General features: G+C 27.1%; 14 protein-coding genes. 3 read left to right on the top strand and 11 right to left on the bottom strand.

The window, feature by feature from the left end:
* Positions 1 to 406: IS5 family transposase (locus CLPUN_RS21660; RefSeq protein ID WP_143329098.1), on the top strand; the 406-nt coding region annotated here is incomplete at its 5' end.
* Between the two features lie 334 nt (positions 407 to 740).
* Here the strand turns inward: CLPUN_RS21660 and CLPUN_RS21665 are convergent.
* The 5 genes from CLPUN_RS21665 to CLPUN_RS21680 all read right to left on the bottom strand — a co-directional run bounded on the left by CLPUN_RS21665 (position 741) and on the right by CLPUN_RS21680 (position 8528).
* Positions 741 to 1757: an LNS2 domain-containing protein gene (locus CLPUN_RS21665; RefSeq protein WP_077849306.1), complete on the bottom strand. Its 1017-nt coding sequence runs from the start codon at positions 1755 to 1757 to the stop codon at positions 741 to 743.
* A gap of 521 nt (positions 1758 to 2278) precedes the next feature.
* Positions 2279 to 4549, bottom strand: coding sequence for an RNA polymerase recycling motor HelD (gene helD, locus CLPUN_RS21670; protein WP_077849307.1), 2271 nt, complete (start codon positions 4547 to 4549; stop codon positions 2279 to 2281).
* A 285-nt stretch (positions 4550 to 4834) separates the two neighbouring features.
* A complete protein-coding gene (locus CLPUN_RS29445) occupies positions 4835 to 5239 on the bottom strand; it encodes a hypothetical protein (RefSeq protein WP_341426297.1) in 405 nt (134 codons plus the stop codon).
* Positions 5229 to 5465: a hypothetical protein gene (locus tag CLPUN_RS29450; RefSeq protein WP_341426299.1), complete on the bottom strand. Its 237-nt coding sequence runs from the start codon at positions 5463 to 5465 to the stop codon at positions 5229 to 5231. Before CLPUN_RS29450 ends, CLPUN_RS29445 begins: the two co-directional genes overlap by 11 nt.
* 267 nt (positions 5466 to 5732) lie before the next feature.
* Entirely contained in the window at positions 5733 to 8528 is a 2796-nt protein-coding gene (locus CLPUN_RS21680; protein WP_077849308.1) for a glycoside hydrolase family 2 protein, read from the bottom strand.
* Between the two features lie 402 nt (positions 8529 to 8930).
* On the opposite strand from CLPUN_RS21680, the gene CLPUN_RS21685 reads away from it, so the two are divergent.
* Both CLPUN_RS21685 and CLPUN_RS21690 read left to right on the top strand, forming a co-directional pair.
* Positions 8931 to 9686, top strand: a complete 756-nt coding sequence (locus CLPUN_RS21685) for a threonine/serine exporter family protein (RefSeq protein WP_077849309.1) — start codon at positions 8931 to 8933, stop codon at positions 9684 to 9686.
* A 4-nt stretch (positions 9687 to 9690) separates the two neighbouring features.
* Positions 9691 to 10140, top strand: a complete 450-nt coding sequence (locus CLPUN_RS21690; protein WP_077849310.1) for a threonine/serine exporter family protein — start codon at positions 9691 to 9693, stop codon at positions 10138 to 10140.
* 209 nt (positions 10141 to 10349) lie between these two features.
* Here CLPUN_RS21690 and CLPUN_RS21695 read toward each other — a convergent pair whose 3' ends face one another.
* The 6 genes from CLPUN_RS21695 to CLPUN_RS21715 form a co-directional block, all read right to left on the bottom strand.
* Positions 10350 to 11132: a pseudouridine synthase gene (locus tag CLPUN_RS21695; protein WP_077849311.1), complete on the bottom strand. Its 783-nt coding sequence runs from the start codon at positions 11130 to 11132 to the stop codon at positions 10350 to 10352.
* Between the two features lie 321 nt (positions 11133 to 11453).
* Positions 11454 to 11633, bottom strand: a complete 180-nt coding sequence (locus tag CLPUN_RS29735; RefSeq protein WP_423237321.1) for an aminoglycoside 6-adenylyltransferase — start codon at positions 11631 to 11633, stop codon at positions 11454 to 11456.
* A gap of 223 nt (positions 11634 to 11856) precedes the next feature.
* The gene (gene nudC / locus CLPUN_RS21705; protein WP_077849313.1) at positions 11857 to 12678 is read right to left on the bottom strand and encodes an NAD(+) diphosphatase; all 822 of its coding nucleotides are present in this window, start codon (positions 12676 to 12678) and stop codon (positions 11857 to 11859) included.
* Between the two features lie 120 nt (positions 12679 to 12798).
* Entirely contained in the window at positions 12799 to 13032 is a 234-nt protein-coding gene (locus tag CLPUN_RS29740) for a Gfo/Idh/MocA family oxidoreductase (RefSeq protein ID WP_143329100.1), read from the bottom strand.
* Between the two features lie 110 nt (positions 13033 to 13142).
* The gene (locus CLPUN_RS21710; RefSeq protein WP_077849314.1) at positions 13143 to 14426 is read right to left on the bottom strand and encodes an MFS transporter; all 1284 of its coding nucleotides are present in this window, start codon (positions 14424 to 14426) and stop codon (positions 13143 to 13145) included.
* Between the two features lie 47 nt (positions 14427 to 14473).
* Positions 14474 to 22378, bottom strand: a complete 7905-nt coding sequence (locus CLPUN_RS21715) for a non-ribosomal peptide synthetase (RefSeq protein WP_077849315.1) — start codon at positions 22376 to 22378, stop codon at positions 14474 to 14476.
* Positions 22379 to 22395 lie beyond the last annotated feature (17 nt).

Genomic DNA, 22395 nt, shown 5'->3' on the forward strand with positions numbered 1-22395 from the left:
AAGTCGTGGCGGACATACAACAAAAATCCACACAGTTGTTGATGGTCTTGGCAATCCAGTTTATTTTCAATTATCTTCTGGTAATTTACATGATAGCACACTTGCCGTGGATGTTCTTTCAAATATTTATATAAAAGGCAGTAATATTTTAGGTGATAAAGCATATGGTACAAAGGAAATTAATAAATATATTGCTTCACAAGAAGCTTCCTATACAATTCCACCTAAAACAAATGCGCAGAATCCATCGCATTGTGACTGGTGGGTATATAAAGAACGCCATTTAGTAGAATGCTTCTTTAATAAAATCAAGCATTTTCGCAGAGTTTCAACTCGCTATGACAAGCTTGCGTCTTCATTTCTTGCTTTTGTTTATGTTGCGTCCATTTTTATTTTATCAAAATAGCATAAGGCAATATTGTTCTCAGACACGCCCTAATAGATTATAAATTTAATATATTTTGTTTTTAAATCAAATTAAGCCAGAGTTTTATTTAAATAGACTATAATAAATATCGGATATTAAGTATATTATGTATGCTTATATCCGATATTTATTATAGTCTATTTAATATTTCCTCTGGCTTAATTGTAAGTTCGCTTCTACTAATATAAATTTATATCTTTCTTATGTTAATTTACACTTTATATACATCTTAATATTCTATTACCTTAAAACTTAATTTTTGATTATTTACTTATAGTATTTATTATGATAAGCAAATTAATCTATTTAAATTTTACAATAATTGTTTTAGATGATCACTATAATTATTTATAGCGGTTGATCCACATATACCAGCCTCTTTTCCAATGGTAAATATGTTCTTTTTATCAATTCCTGCATTTACATATGCTGTAACATCTGAACTTGCATTTCCATATCCATAACAGAATTGTATTCCCTGAGCCTTTAATTGCTTTAAATACTCTTCCTTAAATGTAGCGGCTGATGCTCCAAGTAATAATTCACTCCCCTCACTAGTATGAATTAATCCTCGTGGAAATTTTTTCTCAATCAACCAGTTTTGACTTTCTTCTATTAACCAATAAGGACGTGCTGTTAAATAAACAATCTCGTATCCTTTAGCTACATAATATTTCACTACATCATTAGCATTATTGTACATTTCAGCTTTATAACTTGAATTGAAAAATTCACCTGAATATTCTTTAACACTTTCAAAATCACTAGTAGTAAGAGTTCCATCCATATCAAAAATCACATACTTTTTATCAGTATTTAAAACCTGTATATACATATTAGCTTCTGTACCATCACCTTCTACATACATTTTAATCAAATGTAATCCCACTTCTAATTTCATATTGTCAGGAACATTATATTTAATACGTCCATCTGAATCTGTAAGTGCTCTACCTATTTTCTTCCAAGCTGATGGACTTTTATCAAGAGAATATTCGTATATAGAAACCCATTCTTTTTCTAAATCTTTTCTAAAGTCACCATATTGAAATTTGCCTTCAACATATTGAGGCTGTCCAACTTTATATACTGTATCATAACCATTATGATGTGGTGTATGTACACTTATAACATGTTGGTTTGTCCAACTTATAAAATTGCTTTTTGCTGGTGCTGAGAATTCATTGTTTTTGAAATCGAAATATTTTATTTCTGAATTATATCTTAGTGTTCTTGATGAAGCATATGTATCGACACACATTAACGTTGATAAAAGTATTCCAACTAAAGCCGATAAAATTAAACTTTTTGTTTTTGAAAAAATAGTCATAAAATTTCTTCTCCCTTTTAATAAACTTTATTTTTGATTTTTGGCTTGTCCTTTTTCTATCATATTAGACAATAGTTTATATATGAATTGGAAGATTGTAAATGACATAGTCGTAAAATATACTTTTTCAGTCATGAACAAATTTTAAATGAGTATTATTTTACAAATGATAATTATGGTTAAGTAAATAACCTTTTTTAGAACATATATATTCAAAATAAATTATCTTGAATTTTTATATTGGAATGCTAAAGTTTACATTAGTAGTTCAATATATATTTATGTTTAATAATGGTTTTATTATTGGAATGCATATAATGCTACTATTGATTTTTCTTTAATATCAAATGCATCTTTGCAATATTTATTCTATTCACTATAAAATTCAAGTTCCCAATAGAATACTCCTAAATTATTTATATATTTAAAACTAAAATTATTAATTATTTTATTAAATTTATCTACAAGATTAACTTGATTTCTTAGTATCTGAGTATTTACTATATAACTTTTGTGATTTACTAAATCAGCTTTGAAATATTATCTTTTTCAATTATATATTCTAAATGCAAAGCTCTAGTTAATGAAACATACAATAATCTTTGATCTAAAATATTTTCTTTATAATTTTCTTCACTTGGATTCAGTATAATAGTACAATCAAATTCTAACCCTTTTGTTAAATAAGAAGGAATTACTATGAAATCCTCTTTTAATTCCTTTTCCTTACCTTCTATTAACTCAAACCCGTACATACTTTTGCTCTTTAGAATTTTATAGATTTTTGATGCTTCTAAAATATTCTTAGTTATAATTGCTATACTACGTTTTCCATTAATTTTTACATTAGCTATAATTTCATCTATTACAGTGTGATATTCTTCATCAGTTTTAATTTTTATTATTTTAGGCTTTGTGCCATGTCTTAAAACTGGTTTAGCATCCTTAAGTCCTAAATTTTGAGCATTTAATGTCTTCTTCGCAAAATCAATTATTTCAACAGTAGATCTATAACTTTGAGTCAATTGAACATATGTTGCATTCCCGTCAAAAACTTTTTCTGTTATATCTTCCCATGTTTTTAATCCCTTATAATAATAAATCCCTTGAGCTAAGTCTCCTACTAAGGTTAATGCATTTCCTTTAGCAAAGCTATTAACCAAATACACTTGAAATGGGCTATAATCTTGTGCCTCATCAACTATAATATATTTAAACTTTTCATTTTCATCTATTCCATCCAATACAACTCTAATGTATGCAAGAGCTGCTAAGTCATCTTCATCAATTATATTATTTTCATAATTACTATTAAATTCATCCTTCATATATTGTGATAAAACTTTAGGTATTTTGTTATCAGTAGCTATTTCAAATAAATCACTATTATAAAAATTATAATACATATCCTTTGAACTTACTTCTTTCCATTCTTTAAAGTAAGCATTAAATTCTTTTTTACTATTATTCTTTATATTGTCTTTTATTTTATCTCTTTCTTCATATAAATTTATAAGAGATTTTCTTCTTTCCTCTGAATCACTATATTTATTTCTAATTTCACTTATTACTTTTTCCCATTCTCTGTCTATTTGTAATAATAAACTTTCGATACTTTCTCTTATTTTTAGATTTAAATACCTCTTTATCTCATTTTTCCTCTTATTTATAGGATATGATTTTAAATCTTTAAGATACAACCTCTTTATTTCATTTTTACCAAACAATATTTCGTTACCAACCTTAATGTCTTTTATATCAAGAATACTTTTTTCAACTAATGAAACATACCTATCAAGCATTATTTTAAATGATAAAGTTCCTTTAACCTTACTAGAATTAACTATTAATTTTTTCTTTTCTTCATCTTTTTCTTCTATTATCGCAAGTAATTTTTCATCTTTATTATATATTTTACCCTTCAACTTTAACTTTGATAATACCAATTCTTCAAAGGTACTTTGATTTACCTCTTCTGCTCCAAGACTAGGTAAAATATCTGAAATATAATTTAAAAATAACTTATTAGGAGCCAAAACTAAAATTTCATCCCCGCTCATAGTTTCCTTATATATATAAATAAGATATGCCAATCTATGTAATGCTATTGTAGTTTTCCCAGAGCCTGCTGAACCTTGCACGATTATAGGTAAATTTTTAGGCCATCTTATTATTTCATTTTGTTCTTTTTGAATTGTAGCAACAACTTCCTTTAATTTTTTTCCCCTGGTTTCTTCAAGGTTTATTTTTAGAAATTCATCGACTAAATTATTGCCCTCTCCCTCGTTTATAATAATGTCATTAATTCCTTCATCAAATAACTGTTCTATATCCCCATCCTTATATAGAAATTTTCTTTTTAATTCTAATTTTCCTTCAACGATTCCTCCAGGAGCTTTATAATATGAATCTCCACCAGTTCCACTATAGTAAAGATCAGCAACTGGGGCTCTCCAATCAACAACTATTTCCTCTCCATCCTTACTATTACTTATACCTTTTTTCCCGATATATATACTCTCTGTAAATCTTGCTCGCTCTCTAAAATCTACTCTACCAAAATAAGGCTCATTTAATGACTCTTCATATTTTTCAATGTCTTGAGATAGATAATTAAATATTTTTTCATTGGCTTGCTTTTCTTCGTTATAACTGCCTTTTGATTCTTTACTTAAAAGTCTAAGTTTCTTTTCGACTTCTTGAACCTTTGATTTCTTTTCCTTTAATTCTTCTGTTATTATTTTTTTCTTTTCTACTAGTATTTTTTTCTCTTCATTCAAATTTTTATTCATATTAATATTCCTATAATGAACTTTTAGAAAACTTCATTATACACTCCTCTCATAAAAATTGTTTATAAATTTACTTACTGGAAACTTTTATTATACCATAATATAGTAATTAAGAACATTTTTTCACTGTGAAAAGTTCTTACATATAAATATAAAAACTATACCCGAAACATATAAATTACAATTATATACGTCTTAGTATAGTTAATAAAGTTCTCATTTATTTAATATTATAAAATTACTATTATATTTTATGAACTTAAATTTTACCATTTCATTTTTATTCTAAAACCCAAAAGTATTTTCTACAATACTAGGTAAAACACTATAAATTGATTTTCCGATTCTTTCTTCAAAATATTCTTGTATTGCAAAGGTTGCTTTCCATTTTTCTACTGTATACTTATTAACACCATGCCTTAAAGCAACATCTAACATTCTTTTTTCCATTAAACAGCATCCTGTTGGTAGCGCTATAGCATCGCAGAGTTGAATTAATTTATCATAAGCTGAAAACTCAATATTATTCAAATATTCTTTAACAAAATTTAATTCCTCTTTCGAACAATTCCATTTTCCAAATACAGAATCAATATTCTTATAAGTGAAAGAATGAGTTATGCAAATCTGTGCTAATAAATTATAGCCTTTTTCTGTTGCAAAATTATAGCCATCTATACTATGTCTCATGCTTGTTACTCCATATCTTCTTCCAAATATCATGTAACATTCCCAATACTAAGGCAATATTTTCATCTAATTCTCTATCTTCTCTAGCAATTAATTGGGCTGCTTGTCCTGCATAGAAGGAATGATCTATCCATAATCCTGGATTTAATTTACTTCCTTCATCTAAAATAATTTTTGCTTCTTCCACACTTGGTACTTCTAAAATTAATTCTTTCAAATTCTTCATCTACTTTCTAAAATAACATTTTCAGCTACTGTATTTTTAACATTGCACTCTATTAACCAACAATTTGTTAATTCACCTTAATACAATTCATGTTTCGATAATAACTTCACTTTTCTAAATCCACTTTTTCATAACAATTGATGCTGTTTTAAGTATATAAACATTTGTATGATAATGTAATACAAATAAATTTTATTAGCACAAAATTGGAAGGCATCTAATCATGTAAATTTTTAGATTAGATACACTATTATATTTTTAGAAGAATTATAAAATATTTTTCAACTCTGAAATATTTATTTTTAAACTTGGTTTAAATTCTTCTCCTCTTACATAATTTAAAATACTAAATAAAAATTGCTTTACTTCAATCTCATTAGTGATTTTTTCAAAATCGCAGGCGCATACTAAGAGATTTCCATTTAAAACTTCACATTCAAACATTAATCCAAGTTTATGGTTTCGCTCAAAATTATCTATTGTTTGTACAATTGGTCTAAAATCTTTTAATGTATTATCTAATATAATTGAACGTGAATTTGAAACTATATTCCACCATTGATATGTTGAATATTCTTCACAAGAAAAATTTTTAAAAATAGGATGATTATTATTAATAAATAAGCCCATTGTACCAACAGGAATTTCCTTTTTCATACTTTCAGAAATTGAACGGAACATTGGATAGCACCAAAAGTCCGTACAGTAAAAACCTTCAATAGATTTTTTTAGAGTATTTAGTTTTGGAAACAGCACCACATTTTCGCCTTTTTCAAGTAATGAAATTGCCTCTTCAGATAATTTATCAAATATATTTAAACCTGTTTTATCAATAGAAATTTTCATTGGATAACACCATAAATCATAAGTTTTTTGTATATCCATACCTTCTATTTTTAATGATAAAGTTAGCTTTTTCATCACTTCTAAATTAGGCATTTTTATATTAATATTTCCTATATTAATATAATTCTCCTGGTCAGCCTCTGAAACAAAAATTTCTCCGTTTTCATATATTGTATTATTATCTTTTAATACCCATAATAATTTAAAACTATTTAATGGAGTATTTTTGTAATAGCAAAGTTCAATATGTGCATTAAAATTTTCTTCTGCTTCATAATTGTATTTGTTAAATCTTGCCATCAATACGGAATCTGAACAAAAACTACGCCATTCTTCTAGAGATATCAATCCTTTTGAATCCATGAATGCATCTAAAACTCCTACTAATGCTGTTCCTTGTCCACTGAAATCCTGTAGATCTAAAAGCTGAAAACCTCCTAGTTTTTTTGTTCTAAATGCTGATTCTAATTCAGCTTTATAACAATCCATTGCAAGCTTTCCTGAACATTTAAAATACTTCTCTGCTAGATCACCTAGCCCTTTATCTTCAAGTTTTTCTTTAAAAGTTTCAAAATTTCTTGCCTTTAGTGGACCTGTGTATTTTTTTATTTCATTAAAATTGGGATATGTTTCATACTGCCCAATTTCATGTGAAATTACAGGAACATTGGGAATCAGCTGCTCGCTATAATCAGCTTTAACTGTTTTCGCTTCGGTACCAAATTGAATTTCTATTGTAACATCATTATTTAATGTTGAATTTTCCTCCTTCAAGGATGTTGGACAAATATTTTCATCATAGTCCTTCATTGTGCTTGGCATATCTGTTTGAACATGTCCTAGTGGTGCATCACACATTGCATAAGATCCTCTAAAAAGACGCTCTCTTGAAAATCTAACACCTGAGAAAAAATCATCATTTTCCAAAATTATAGGACAAAATTGAAAATTATTTGAACCTTGAGTATAAAGATGACGATTATCATAAGTCTTATAATCTTTTAAAATAATATTTAACCTTTCCTTACTACCCCAAAGTTCATTCCCAAGAGACATCATGACAAATGATGGATGATTTCCAAAGGTTTTTAACATAGAAAAACCTTCCTTAATTAAATAATCTTGTTCAGTTTGATTATGATTTTTATCATTTTCCTCTGTAATAGTTCCCCAAAATGGTAGTTCTGGCTGCATATAAACACCAAGTATGTCAGCTGCAGCAAAAGCTGCTTCTGGAGGACAGCATGTATGAAAGCGATAGTGATTTATTCCATAGTCTTTTGAAATTTTTAAAACCTTTAACCATTCGTGAACAGTAGTTGGTGCAAATCCAGTTAGGGGAAAAATCAAACCATCATGTTTTCCTCTAAGAAAAGTTTTAACACCATTTATTGTGAATTTATCACCTTGTGTCTTAAATTCACGCAAACCAAAAGTAATTTCATTTGTATCAACAGTTACACTATTAATCATAAGATTTAAATTTAGTTTATATAAATTTGGTTCATGCTCACTCCATAATAAAGCACTTTCACCTAATAAATAAGTTACAGAAAAATCATTTGAAGTAAAATTAAAATTCTTTACTTCCACTTTATGTTCATTTTTACTATTAAAGTTCGTCGCTGAAATTGAAATAACTCCATTGTCTGCACCAATAACCTTTGACTTTATTATGATAGATTTATTTTTAACATTAGGATAGACTTGAATATCACTTAAATACACTTTATCAAATACTTGCAACTCAATTTTCCCAGTAATACCATTCCAGTTTGTTTGAGTATCTGGAGATGTCAAATGACCACCTTTTGTAGGATAATTTGTGTTATCAACAAGTATAGTAATTATATGTTCACCACTTGATAAATAATTTGTAACATCATATATATGTGGTGTACAAAGACTGTTTTGTGTACCTACTTTTACCCCATCTATCCAAATAGTAGTAACACGTGTTCTTTCTAAATAAAGAAAACAATTCTTGTCTGAGACATCTTCTGAAACATCAATAGTTCTAGAAAACCATGCATAACCTGCAAATTTATATTCTTCTGTTAAAAAACTAAGTTCAATATTTTCATTTCTCTTACCCTTCTTAAAATAAGAAGTTGTTCCTGGTAGTGTAATTGTATCACTAAATGGTGCATTTGCACCTTGCTTTTCTCCATCTAGTTGAAAATTCCAGATACCACTTAAATCAATACTTTTATACATTATCCCACCTCTTATATAATTATTTAAATTCAATAGCTTTTTTTAAAGTTATTTATTCATTAACTTTGCTGTATACTCTATTAAAAAAATATTATGAATATATAATTATATCAACATATCATAATATAAATGTCAATATATTGTTTAATATTTTAGTAATTACTAATTATATATAAAATAATATTATATATAACTTTATATTTAGTCAGTCGTATATATATTAGTAATAAAATAATGTATAAGATAGAATATTTCTACATTATTTTAATCTATATGTTATAATTAGACTGTTGCTTTTGGGCTTTAGGTCCAAATAATTAAAAGTTTTTAATACAAATTAAAATTTATTCGATAAAAATTTTCAAATAGAAATTAACTAATGCAAAGGAGATCTAGATTTGTATGGAAATTAAAAATGTAATCGATATCGCTCTTACTACTGGAGAAATATTATTAGCTAATGGAGCTGAAAATTACCGTATAGAAGAAACAGTATCTAAAATTTGTTCATCTTACAACTTGGTTGGAGAATGTATAGCCATGTCGAATGGAATTTTGCTATTAATAGAAGATTCTCATGGCGAGAAAACTACTTCTATGAAAAAAGTAAAGGACAAACATGTAGACTTATATAGAATAGAACTTATTAATTCTTTTTCAAGAAATCTTCAAACAAATCCACTTTCTTATGAGGATGCCAAGAAACATTTAGATAAAATAAAAGATGCTCCTAATTTCACTATGAACGTACGAACTTTGGCAGCCTGTATGACTGGATTTATTTATACACTATTTTTTAATGGATCTATACTAGATGGAATAGCATCTAGTATAATTTGTCTCATTACATACATTTTATTTGAGAAAATTTCACAACTTGGATTTTTTCAATTTTTAGAATTTTATTTGGCAGGAGTTTTAATTGGAGGCGCAAGTATTTTTTCTCACCTTATAATTCCTACAATTAATCAGCATAATGTAATCACAGGAGCGATAATGATTTTACTTCCTGGAGTTGTATTAACAAATGGTATAAAAGATGTTCTTTGTGGAGATTTTTCAGCAGGAATTTCAAAATTTTGTGAAGCAATGATTGTTATTACAGCTGTAGGAGTTGGAATAGGAACTTCGTTATTTATTGGCTTGAAAGGAATATAATTATATGATAATTAAAATGACTATCTTATCTTTTTTAGGAAGTGTATTCCCTGTTATATTATTTAATATTGATAGAAAAAAAATCATCTGGTGTGGACTAGCTGGTGCTATCGGATGGATTGTTTACAGCCTAAGTCTTTCATTAACAAATAGTGAAATAATTAGTTCGTTTTTGGGTGCGTTTGCCGTAAATATTTATAGTGAATTTATGGCTAGAATAATAAAAACTCCTGCATCAATGTTTTATGTTCCAGGAATTTTCCCTCTAGTACCTGGTATAACTGCCTATAGCACTGTAATTTCTGTTGTTCAAACTGATTTTACAATTGCTTTAAATAAGGGAATATTAACCTTAGCAATTGGCGGTGCTATAGCTTTTGGTATAATGTTATCATCAACTATAGTAAGATTAATATCTAATATTATGATTAAAACCTATTTAAAAAATAACTAATTTTTATAAAAAGTAGAAGATCATTAATTTTGTTAGATGAATTAATGACTTTTTACTTTTATAATTTAATATTCTTAATCATGTATAAGTTTTAATTAATTTTCTATATTAAGCATATATAAATTACTAGACTATATAGTTTGTTTATTGAAATATATCTAATATAAAAATATTATAATTCTTTATTTACCAATTAACTTAATTTAACATTATTTTTCAAATAGTTTTTGAATTTCTTCTTCTGTTAAAAAGCGATACTCACCTTTTTTTAGTGATTCATCTAACATTAATCCTCCAATGGAAATTCTCTTTAAATATACTACATAACACCCAACAGCCTTTAACATACGCTTAACTTGATGCTTACGCCCTTCTGAAATGGTTAAATATCCAGAAACAACGGGCTGATTGAAATTGTTTGAATCTATATTTTGTAAAATTCTAATATCCATTTCATTTTTTAAATCTTTATACCTACCACATTTTTGTACTTCTATTTTAGCAGGTTTGGTTAGTATTTCTCCTTTACTGATGTAAATTCCTCCCTGTAATTTTTTCTCATCTTCCTCATCTAAAGTACCTAAAGCCCAGAAATAATAAGTTTTTTCAATGTGCTTTTGGGGGTACATTAGTTGATGTTCAAATTCCCCATCGTTAGTAAACAGTAACAAACCTTCCGTATCTTTGTCTAATCTTCCAACATGAAACACCCCATTCATATTAACATCATCAAAGAAATCAAATACCGTTTTATTAACTGCATCTTTTCTTGCAGTAATGCAGCCAGCAGGTTTATTAAACATATAATACACTTTTCCAGTATGAACAACTACTGTTCCAATATACTCAATAACATCTGAACTTTCATTAATTTCTAAGGCCGGTTCTATTATTAACTCTCCATTTACCTTAACCATACCTTCTTTTATATAATTCCTAACTTCTTTCCTCCTTCCAACATATGCTTCTGCTAAAAATTTATCTAATCTCATATTATATCACTTCTCTCTTTAGTAAATTGATTTATTTGCTAATGTTGTAAATAAAAGTCATAAATTTATAATCTGCTAGTATTAAATATTATTTTGCAACTTCTCCTAAAGCTAATAATCATATTAATAAATTTATCATACAAATTATTTAAATTAAATATAAATTAAATTTTCACAGATATAATAAAATATTGGATTTAAATTTATGCAACTTTGATAGTTATTACATAAATAAAAGTAATAAACTTTTTAGTGTTTATTACCTTTAATAAACTAAATCTTCAATTTTAAAATTTCCTGATTAATTAAATACAAATTTTATTACATCTTTGAATAAATTTTAATCTTTCTTATATATTCTGTTACATTAACATTCTCTTGCATCGGATAAGTATATCCTAAATTTTTAGCCACTTCTGTGCCTATTCTTCTTATGAATTTTCCTAATTTGAAGAGTACTTCCCACATTTGTTCATAATCTGTAGTTGTATATAAATAAATTCATTATATATATTCTCTAGCAAGAATTTCTTGAACCATTTGCCACACTTTCCGATATTAATATTCTAATCATATTTTATTCCTATGTACAGGTATACGAGTTTATGTACAAAATCTAACAAAATTACATAAAACATGTTTTATTACTTCATTTTATTTTCTCATATTTTAACTACTCCTTGAATGTTCTAATATTCATACATGATAGCGGATAAAAATTCGATTACTTGTTTCTCTCAATAAACTCATCTATTATCTTTCTTGCAAGAGTAAATTTTTGAGGAATATTCGGAAAACTTTCTTTAGTAAACCAATCTGCATGTACTATTTCATTTCCATCAACATTTATTTCACCAGATTCATATTCAGCAAAAAAGCCAATCATTAATGAATTGGGGAATGACCACGGAGAGCTCATATGAAATTTAATGTTTTTTATTTTTATTCCAACTTCTTCAAATACCTCTCTCTTCACAGTACTTTTCAAATCTTCACCTGCTTCAACAAAACCGGCAATTAAGCTATACCTATTATTCTTAAATCCTCTATTATGGGCAAGAAGTATCTTATCTCCCTTTGTAACTGCAACTATTATTGCTGGACAAATTACTGGATACATTACGTTATTACAGCTTGGACAAACTTTAGCTAGTTCGTCCTTTTTATTTTCTGTTTTAGAACCACATTTTCCGCAAAATCTATGAGTTCTATCCCAATTTAATATTTGATTAGCTCTTCCTGCTGCTAAAAATACTTCTTCATCTATTGATTCTCCAAATTCATATAATGGTATTAACTTATAGTTCTCTGATAAATTAAATTTAAGAGATGCTTCTATACCAAAACAAGCGTATGTTCCTATTTTACCTAGAAAAAATTCATTTTCATATTGTATATTTAACTCTTTAATTTCATCTAAATTAGGAATATTTATAGTGTTACCCTCTTTTTTAGCTAGTATACTTCCATTAAAAAATGTAAAGTATAAATCACCGGCTTTACTTTTTTTAGATGTATTAGACACTATTTTAAATTTATTGTTCATATGCATTAATTCCTTTCGTTATTTATAAATTTATGTATTAATTAACTAAGATATATTTTCCGTAGAAAATACAATTCCATATTGTTTTCTTAATTCATCCATTATTTTAATTATTGAAAGTTATTCCTCCAAAGTTATAACATTACATTCTAATTTACATTCTCTAAGACATTTTATAACTTCTTCTGTTTCTTTTGCATTAATATTAAATAACTTTTCACACAATACAGCCTTTCCATTATTTAGACACAACAGAAGATTTTCTTTATTCGTATTATTATGTGTAGCTATGTATGCAATATATACTTCTTTATAACTATCATAACACTTTTTGAATCCTAATTCGGTACAAATTCAGAAGCTTTTTCTATTCAACGATAAGCCACTGCATATAATTATGAATATTGTAAAATTTCTAATTCTTCTGCAAAACTATTATTTTTTGTACTTTATTGTGTTAATTTTTACCAACTAGTCACTTCTATCGAAGAATTCTCATACTCATTTTCTTCACATAAACTTTTTCTAAAAGAATTAATAGTTATAAATAATATTAGTGCACAAATTGTTACACATATAGCTGTATCCACTTTATCAAGCAGGAGTCCAAATATCATCTGACCTGCTGGAATAGCTACTATACAACAGGTACTCATTACAGAATTTACCCTTCCCATCATTTGCAATGGTACTTGTTGCTGAAAAATAGTACCTATTGTTATATTGGAAATTGTTGTTATCATGCTAATAATAAAACCTATTATTAGTATGCCAATGTATGGCATAAAATTATTGCTAAACAAATTTAAGCTATTACATTTAACTATTGTTGCCAATATTCCAATTAATATAGATGAATTAAAAACACTTAAAAATAGAACTTTACCCATTTTATATTTTCTACTAACTTGACTTGCTATAAATGGAGCTATAGTCATAGCTATAATAAACATTGATTCCATAATTCCATATTGTAAATCAGTTATTTTTAAAATCTGCTTTGATATAAATGTTACGCCTAATCCTAACATTGGATTAAAAGCAAAATTAAGTATCAATGCTAAAACAATTATGTTGCGCATTAACTTTTTATTTTTTATAAATTGAATTCCTTCAGTAAAATCTGATAAAAAGTATTGAATATCGAATTTTTCAGGCTGCTTATTTATTTTAGGTATATTTAGAAACATCTCGCTTATACCTGCTAAAATAAAACTAATCAAATTAGCAATAAGTATAATAAATAATCCATATGTTCCAAATAAAACCCCCGCTATAACAGGTGATGCTAAATTTCCCAAACTCATTACAAAAGAATCTATTCCATTAGCCTCTAATAACTCGTCTCTTTTTATAATAGATGGAATAACAGTACTTATTGTTGGCATATATAATGATGATATCATAGACAAAATAATAGCTAGTATATATATCTGTGTTAAAGATATACCACCATTAATTTTAAAAATTATAGCATATATTCCTACTACAATACCATTAATAATATCTAAATATATTATCATCTTTTTTCTATCAAACCAATCTGCAAATACTCCTGCTATAGGCCCAAGAAATATATTGGGAATTATAGCTATAGCCGATACAATTGCAAATTTTGTCGCCGAACCTGTTATTCTCAGTACATATAATGCTAGTGCAAAATTTTGCATTTGTGTACCTATTAAGGATATAAATTTTGCAAACATTAGTGTTGAAAAAGTTCTTTGATTTAGCAATTTTAAATTCATATTAAATTCCTCCAAATGTGTATTTTTAAAATCAGTCTTTATTTAATTTACCTAAATAATTGTTCTATATAATTTACCATTATTTCTACATTAGGATTTTTTAAAATAGTTCCATGATTTCCTGGAACTTCAATTACATCAAAAGTCTTACTAGTGTATTTGCTCCACTCATGAAAGTTCCTCTCAGAATCCTGCTCATCAGCTTTAAAAACTATTATAGGTATTGGCAAAGTCCCTTCTATTAATTTTGATTCTTTAAACATTCTTAGATTATCAATATAAACATTAACGTATGAATCTAAAAATATTTCATCTAAACCTTCACCAACATTTATTTCTTTAAGTCTCTCTATGATAAATTTCTTTACTTCATCATATCCATTTCGCTTTAATTCTTCTAATTCATTTTCATCCAATTGCAAATTTCCACCTAGGGTAGAAATAATTATAGATACTTTTAATTCTTCATTATCTATATTGGAGTTTATATCCTCAGCAGAGTTATCACTAGGTGCAGAATCCATAATTACTAACCCCTTAGGTATTTTTCCTTGTTTAATTAACTCTAAAGAAACTTTAAAAGCTAATGCTCCCCCTAAAGAATGTCCCCCAACATAATCAATACCTGATTTAAATACTTTACTAATAGCCCTTACATATGAATTAATAAGTTCCTCATCTTTTTTAAAGGTATTATAAAGTCCTTTAGATATTCTTGGATCTTCTATTGCATATATATCACCAATATTACTTAACTTATTAGCCATATCCATATATCCAAGAGTTGTCCCTCCTGCAGGTGGAAGCAAAATTAAACTGCCTTTTTCACTATCTCCAGTTTTAAGCTTTGTTATAAATTTATCAACTACATCTATTTTTTTATTATTTCTATATTGAATATAATCAGCTATTTTTGCAGCACTTTGACAGCTAAATACTGTTTTCAAATCAATATTAATGCCTTTCTTTTTAAGCTCATAAACCAGCCTTATGCTAATGATTGAATTTCCTCCTAATAGTGTAAATTCATCATCTGTACTAATGCAGTCTGCCTTAAATATACTCTTATACACATCCACTATTATTCTTTCAATATCATTTCTAGGTGCTATATAAGTCTTAGCATGTACACCTTCATAATTTTCTGGCAATGCACTTCTGTTTACTTTTCCATTATGAGTTACTGGCATTTTATCAATCTGTATAATATAACTTGGTACCATATATTCTGGCAATTCCTTTAAGATTTCGTTTTTTAGGGATATCACATCTAATTCCATATTGGAAGTTATATAAGCACAAAGATACTTATCACCGTTCTGATCAATTTTATCTACTACAACTACCTCTTTTACATTCTCTAATTTTAAAAATTGATTTTCTATTTCTCCTAATTCTATTCTAAATCCTCTTACTTTTACCTGATTATCTATTCTTCCTAAATATTCTAGATTTCCATTAGGTAACCATTTTGCTAAATCTCCTGTTCTATATATTTTTTTTCCTGGTTCAAAAGGATTATCCACAAATTTTTCGTGGGTAAGGTTCTCTTTATTTAAATATCCCCTTGATACTCCAATCCCTCCTATGCATAATTCACCAACTACATTAACTGACAGTAGTTTCATATTATTATCTAATATATAACTTTTATAGTTATATATTGGTTTTCCAATTGGTATACTATTAATTTTATCTAAATTGTTCTTAAAAATAATATATTCATTGCAATAAATTGTAGCTTCAGTTGGACCATATAAATTTATTAGTAAAACATTTTTTACTTTCTCATAAAACTTGGAAGCTGTCTTTTTAGTTATGGCTTCACCAGCTACAAAAACATATTTTAATTTCGGAGCTATTATTTCATCATCTAAAGTATCTAAAAATATATTTAACATTGTTGGAACAAAATTCATGTGCGTTATATTGTATTTATTCATATAATATTTTATTTCAACTGGATCCTTCTCATCTCCATTTTTACTTATTATTAATTTCCCTCCAAACCATCCAAATATTTCAGTTAAAGATACATCAAATACAAATGATGTTTTCATTAAATAAGCATCTTCTTTAGAAACTGGATAATTTTTATTTTGAGTCAGAATTAAATTTACCAAAGATTTTTGTTCTATCATAACACCTTTTGGTTTTCCTGTAGTTCCTGAAGTATATATAACATATGCCAAAGTATCTGAACAGTTAACCTTGTCTAAATTACCATTTTCTTTTTTATATAGGTATTCATCTTCTATTTCTATTATTTCACCTGTATACTCTATGTTTTTTAATAATTTTTTCTGCTTTAATAATATATTTGCTTTGCTGTCCTCAAGCATATACTTTATTCTATCTTCTGGATATTCAGGATCTATTGGAAGGTAAGCTCCACCAGCTTTTAAAATTCCTAATATTCCTATTATCATTTCTAAAGAGCGTTCTACCATTATTCCTACAATTTTTTCTGCTTCTACTCCTTTTTCCCTTAACACTCTTGCTAATGAATTTGCTCTTTCATTTAACTCTTTATAAGTTAGTTTATTTCCTTCAAAGATAATTGCTGTATCATTTGGCATCTTTTCTACATACTCTTCAAATATCTCATCTATTGTCTTTAAATCTGGATATTTTAATTCTGTATTATTAAAGTCAATTAATAGCTTATCCTTTTCCTTCTTACCTACTATTTCTATTTCAGATAACTTAATATCCGAATTATTTCCTATACAATTTAATATATTAAATAGATTATTTCCTATTGTTTTTACAGCCTCTGTGCTATAGATGTTGCCATTGTATAATATTTTTATACTCAGTTCATTTTGTAATCCTACAAGAAGTGCAAAATCATAATTAGTTTGTTCAAACGCCTCAAAATCCACAATATCAATTTCTGGTTTTTCTGATGCATCAGCATTAATTGACTCTTGGTCAATAGGATAATTTTCATATACTACAACGTGATTTATAAGTTTATTTTTCAGTTTAGTAAATGATTGTATTTCTGCTAAACTGCAATAACTATATGTGTTAGCTTCAAGAAAATCTCTGTTAATTTTCTTTGCCATCTTATTAAAGCTTAACTCATATTCTCCCTTTACTCTTACAGGTACTGTATTTATAAATAAACCTACCATATTTTCGATACCTTCAACTTCGCTTGGTCTTCCTGAAATTACTGAACCAAATACTACATCATTGGTATTATTATATTTTTGCAATAGTATTCCCCAAGCTGTTTGAATAACTGAATTTACTGTTATATTATTTTTTTCTGCTATGTTCTTTAATCTTGATGTTAAATTCTCACCTATTAAAACTAATTCTTCTTCATTTCTAAATTTTTCTGCCTTTTTATTTAATTTAGGAATTACTACCTCATGCTCATAATCCTCAAGATAATCTTTCCAGTATTCTAATGCTTCAGACGAATCTTGTTTATCAAACCATTCTAAGTATCTTCCATATGATGTTGCACTCGTTTCTACATCAATTTCTTCTCCATTTACTAATGCTCTATACATAGTTATTACATCTTTAATTATTATCCCCATGCACCAGCCATCCATAATTATGTGATGAAAACTATATATAAGCTTATATTTATCATTGTCAGTTCTTATTAGTGTGACTCTAATTAAACAATCCTCAGTTAAATCAAACCCTTTATCTCTATCCCTTTTTTTTAATTTCTCTATATACTCTTTTCTCTTTGATGAACTAAAACTACTAATATCTTCATAATGTATTGTTAATTCTCTTTTGGCTAATACTACTTGTTTAGGTTTACTAATATTATCATAAAAAAATGCCGTTCTAAATATCTCATATTTTTCTATAAGTTTATTAAGAACTTGATTTAAGACATCTATTCTAAGTGGTCCTTGTATAGTAAACACACTTTGTTCAAAATACGCATGTGATTTTTTATCAAGAATTAAATTATAAAGCATCCCTTCCTGCATTGGTACTAAAGAATGTATTTTCTCTATATCTTTCTTATTAGATAATATTACATTTAAATCTTTTATAGTTAATTCTTTATCCCCATAATCATATGGAGTTTTCTCTGTTTTTTCTCTCCTTTCACAATGCTCTATTAATTTAATCAAATTTTTCTTATATAACTTTGACAATTCTTCAACTGTTTCATGTTTGTATTCTTCTGTACTATAATTTAATGTTAATTGTAATTCTCCACCAATAACTAAACTGTTAATTTCAATAGAACATAATTTCTTGTTTTGTAGTGAAATGCTCATGCCACCAATTAATTCAGAATACTGAAATAAATTATCACTTTTCTTTTCTGAAAATTCTCCGAGATAGTTAAAACTTATTTCTGGATTTAATTTAAAACAAATATCTTCTTTATTTTTATCTTCTGTCAATTGTGTTAATATTCCATACCCTATACCTTTGTTAGGTATATGCCTTAATGTTTCCTTTGTATTTTTAATAGAATCTGAAATATTATCACTATGGCTCATATTAAGAATTACTGGATAGTTTGTTGTAAACCATCCCATTGTTCTCTCTGTTGAGATATCTTTTATAATTTCCTCTCTTCCATGACCTTCTAAACTTATAAGTATCTTTTCGTTTCCACACCATTCTTTTATTGCTAACCCTAGAGAGCAAAGTAATATATCATTTATTTGCGTATTGTATGCTGCACTTGCTTTTCTGATTAAACTTTGTGTTTGTTCTTTAGTAAGATTTAAATCAATGTTTCTACTTTTAGCTAAAGTAATATTGGATTTTGGGAAATCCTTTGGTAATTTTTTAACTTCCGTACCTTCAACTTCTTTCCAGTAATCCTTCTCCTTTAGTAATTCTCTGCTATTAGAATATTCCTTAACTTTTTGCGTCCATTCCTTATAAGATGTAGTTTTTCTTGGAAATACTACTATTTCTTCTTTTTCAATAGCTTTATAAGCATTTTCTAAATCTTCAAGCAATATTCTCCATGAAACTCCATCTATAATTAAATGGTGGATTATAACAAGCAAAAAATCGCCTTCATCTGTTTTAAACAACCCTAATTTTATTAAAATTCCGTTCTCAAAATCTATATCTTTTTGCAACTCATTTGATAGCATTTCTATAGTATTTTTATAATTCTTATCAAATTTTAAATCATATGAATTCAATGTAAATAAATTTTCTAGTCCATCTACTCCTCTGTTTTCTTGAATAATTTCTTTAATTTGCTTTTTAAATATCATTCTTAAAACATCATGATGCTCTAGTATTTTTATAAAAGATTTTTTTAATATTTGTTCTTGTATACCGTCTTCTTTATAAAAAACAAAGGCTTGATTCCAATGATTCTCTACTAAAAATTTGTTTTCAAAAAACCATTTTTGTATTGAAGCCAATTCTACCTTTCCTTCAACGATTTTTTGATCTATATCATTATTTCTATATGTTACGTGTTTGCTTAATTGTTTTATTGTTGTGTATTCCATTATATCCTTAACCTTAAGATTTATATTATATTTCTGAAGCCTTGATACTATTTGTATAGATTTTATTGAGTCTCCACCTAATTCATAGTAATTGTGGCTAATTCCAATTCCGTCTATTCCTAATACGTCTTTCCATACATTTAAAATATTTTCTTCAACCTGATTTCTTGGCGCTTCGCATTTTTCTTTTACAGCTTGTGCAATTTCTTTTTTAAATAAAGTTTCTATATCAATTTTTCCATTTGGCGTTAATGGTAATTTATTTATCTGAATTATATAACTTGGTATCATATATGATGGTAGTTTCTTTGCAAGCTGATCTTTTAGTAATGTTACAGCTATTTCTTCTTTTGCAGTTACATAGGCATAAAGATTGCTAGTTTGATTTTTATTAGTTTTATGTACTACTACTGCTCCATTTATACTTTCTAGTTTTAAAAGTTGATTTTCTATCTCACCTAATTCTATTCTGAATCCTCTTATTTTTATTTGATTATCTATTCTTCTAATATATTCTATGTTACCATCTGGCAGCCATTTTACTATATCACCGGTTTTATACATCCTTGTTCCTGATTCAAAAGGATTATCTATAAACTTTTCTGCTGTAAGTTCTTCTCTATTTAAGTATCCCCTTGCTAAGCCGTCTCCTGATACACATAATTCACCTGGTACTCCTATAGGCACCAAACAATTATTTTTATCTAGTATATATACCTTTGTACCTCTCCTTGGCTTCCCTATTGGAATTATTTCGCTATCAATCTTTTGCATATTTCTATATATAGTTGTAGCCACACTGTTTTCAGTAGGACCATATTCATTTACCAATTCTATTTGTTCATTTTTACTTCTACTTAAATCAATTATATTTTTTGTTGTCTTATCTCCTGCTAAAGTAACTACTCTTAAGCTACGTAAATCTTCACATTTAGAACATTCCAATATAGCAGAATATAGTACTGGTATGCAAATGAAGTGTGTTATATTATTTTTAATTATAGCTTTTCGTATTGCAAGTGCATCTCTGCACTCCTCTGCATTAATTATTACTGCTGATGCTCCTGATAAAATAGTGGTAAAAAAGTTTGTAACAAATCCATCAAAAGCATATGAAAATAAAACAAGTACATTATCTTTCTTATCTAATTGATATTCTTCCTTTCTCCATAATAACGTATCTACTACACTTCTATGCTCAACCATTACCCCTTTTGGTTTTCCTGTTGTTCCTGACGTATATATAATGTATGACAAATTATTGGGTTCACTTACTTTACCAAGATTACTTTTTTCGCATTCATATAAGCTGTTATCTTCTATATCTATAATTTGTCCACTATAACTTAGAACATCTATTAGTTTCTTTTGAGTTAATAACATTTGTGACTTACTATCTTCAAGCATATATTTTATTCTATCCTCTGGATATTCAGGATCTATAGGTAGATATGCTGCACCTGCTTTTAATATACCCATAATTCCTACAGCCATTTCTAGGGATCTTCCTAGCATAATACCTACAATAGATTCTGATTTAACATCCTTTTCTCTTAAAACTCTTGCTAAGGAATTTGATCTTTCATTAAGTTCTCTATATGTAAGTTTCTCGCCTGAAAATATTACTGCTATATCATCTGGTGTTTTTTCTACCTGTTCCTCAAATAATTCATATATTGTTTTTTCTTTTGGAGAACCTAAGTTTGTATTATTAAATTCATGTATTAACTTTTGCTTTTCATCTAAAGTTACAATCTCTATATTTTTCATTTCAATTCCTATATTGCTTATTAACTTATCTGATATAGCTATATATCTATTGATTATATCTTGTATAAAAATTTTATTAAATTTGCTATTATCATAATCTATTCTTAAAGAAATCTCATTGTCTTTTCTATTAAATATAAATAACAATTCAAAATTATAATTTTCAACATAATTTATGTCTTGTATGTTTTCAAATACAAGGCCAATATTAAAAATGTTAGTTATATTTTCTTTACTAATCCCTATCTCCTCCATAATAAATTCCAATGGATAATCGCCATTTTTATATGCATCAGAAAAAGTATCTTTTTCATTAAGCAATACCTGCTTGAAATTCATTTCACTTCTCATTGCTGATTTGATTATTACACATTTGTTATATTTTTCTAATTTATCATTTTCTAATAAAGGTGTAATAACATGAATTATATCTTGTGCTGCATATTTATATAACAAGCATTTTAATATAGAAGATAATACAATAAGTGTAGTTGAATCTTTATAATTACTTATTTTTAATATCTTTTCTGCTATTTCATTAGGGAAATTCAATTGTATGCTAGCCATTTTTACTAACTCATTATTAACTTGGTTTTTAGGTATTTCAATTCTATTTAAGTCAATATTCAGATTTCTCACCCAATATTCTAATTGATTCTTAAATTCATTTATATAACGTACTGTTTTTATATCAGATTTATCTTTCATATTATTTACCACCTCTA

The organism is Clostridium puniceum (genome assembly GCF_002006345.1).
GTDB lineage: Bacteria > Bacillota > Clostridia > Clostridiales > Clostridiaceae > Clostridium > Clostridium puniceum.

Bases quoted from the DNA above. Each gene is read 5' to 3' on its own strand.
- CLPUN_RS21665 (WP_077849306.1), bottom strand. From the start codon at position 1,757: ATGACTATTTTTTCAAAAACAAAAAGTTTAATTTTATCGGCTTTAGTT.
- helD (WP_077849307.1), bottom strand. From the start codon at position 4,549: ATGAATAAAAATTTGAATGAAGAGAAAAAAATACTAGTAGAAAAGAAA.
- CLPUN_RS29445 (WP_341426297.1), bottom strand. From the start codon at position 5,239: ATGAGACATAGTATAGATGGCTATAATTTTGCAACAGAAAAAGGCTAT.
- CLPUN_RS29450 (WP_341426299.1), bottom strand. From the start codon at position 5,465: ATGAAGAATTTGAAAGAATTAATTTTAGAAGTACCAAGTGTGGAAGAA.
- CLPUN_RS21680 (WP_077849308.1), bottom strand. From the start codon at position 8,528: ATGTATAAAAGTATTGATTTAAGTGGTATCTGGAATTTTCAACTAGAT.
- CLPUN_RS21685 (WP_077849309.1), top strand. From the start codon at position 8,931: ATGGAAATTAAAAATGTAATCGATATCGCTCTTACTACTGGAGAAATA.
- CLPUN_RS21690 (WP_077849310.1), top strand. From the start codon at position 9,691: ATGATAATTAAAATGACTATCTTATCTTTTTTAGGAAGTGTATTCCCT.
- CLPUN_RS21695 (WP_077849311.1), bottom strand. From the start codon at position 11,132: ATGAGATTAGATAAATTTTTAGCAGAAGCATATGTTGGAAGGAGGAAA.
- nudC (WP_077849313.1), bottom strand. From the start codon at position 12,678: ATGAACAATAAATTTAAAATAGTGTCTAATACATCTAAAAAAAGTAAA.
- CLPUN_RS21710 (WP_077849314.1), bottom strand. From the start codon at position 14,426: ATGAATTTAAAATTGCTAAATCAAAGAACTTTTTCAACACTAATGTTT.
- CLPUN_RS21715 (WP_077849315.1), bottom strand. From the start codon at position 22,378: ATGAAAGATAAATCTGATATAAAAACAGTACGTTATATAAATGAATTT.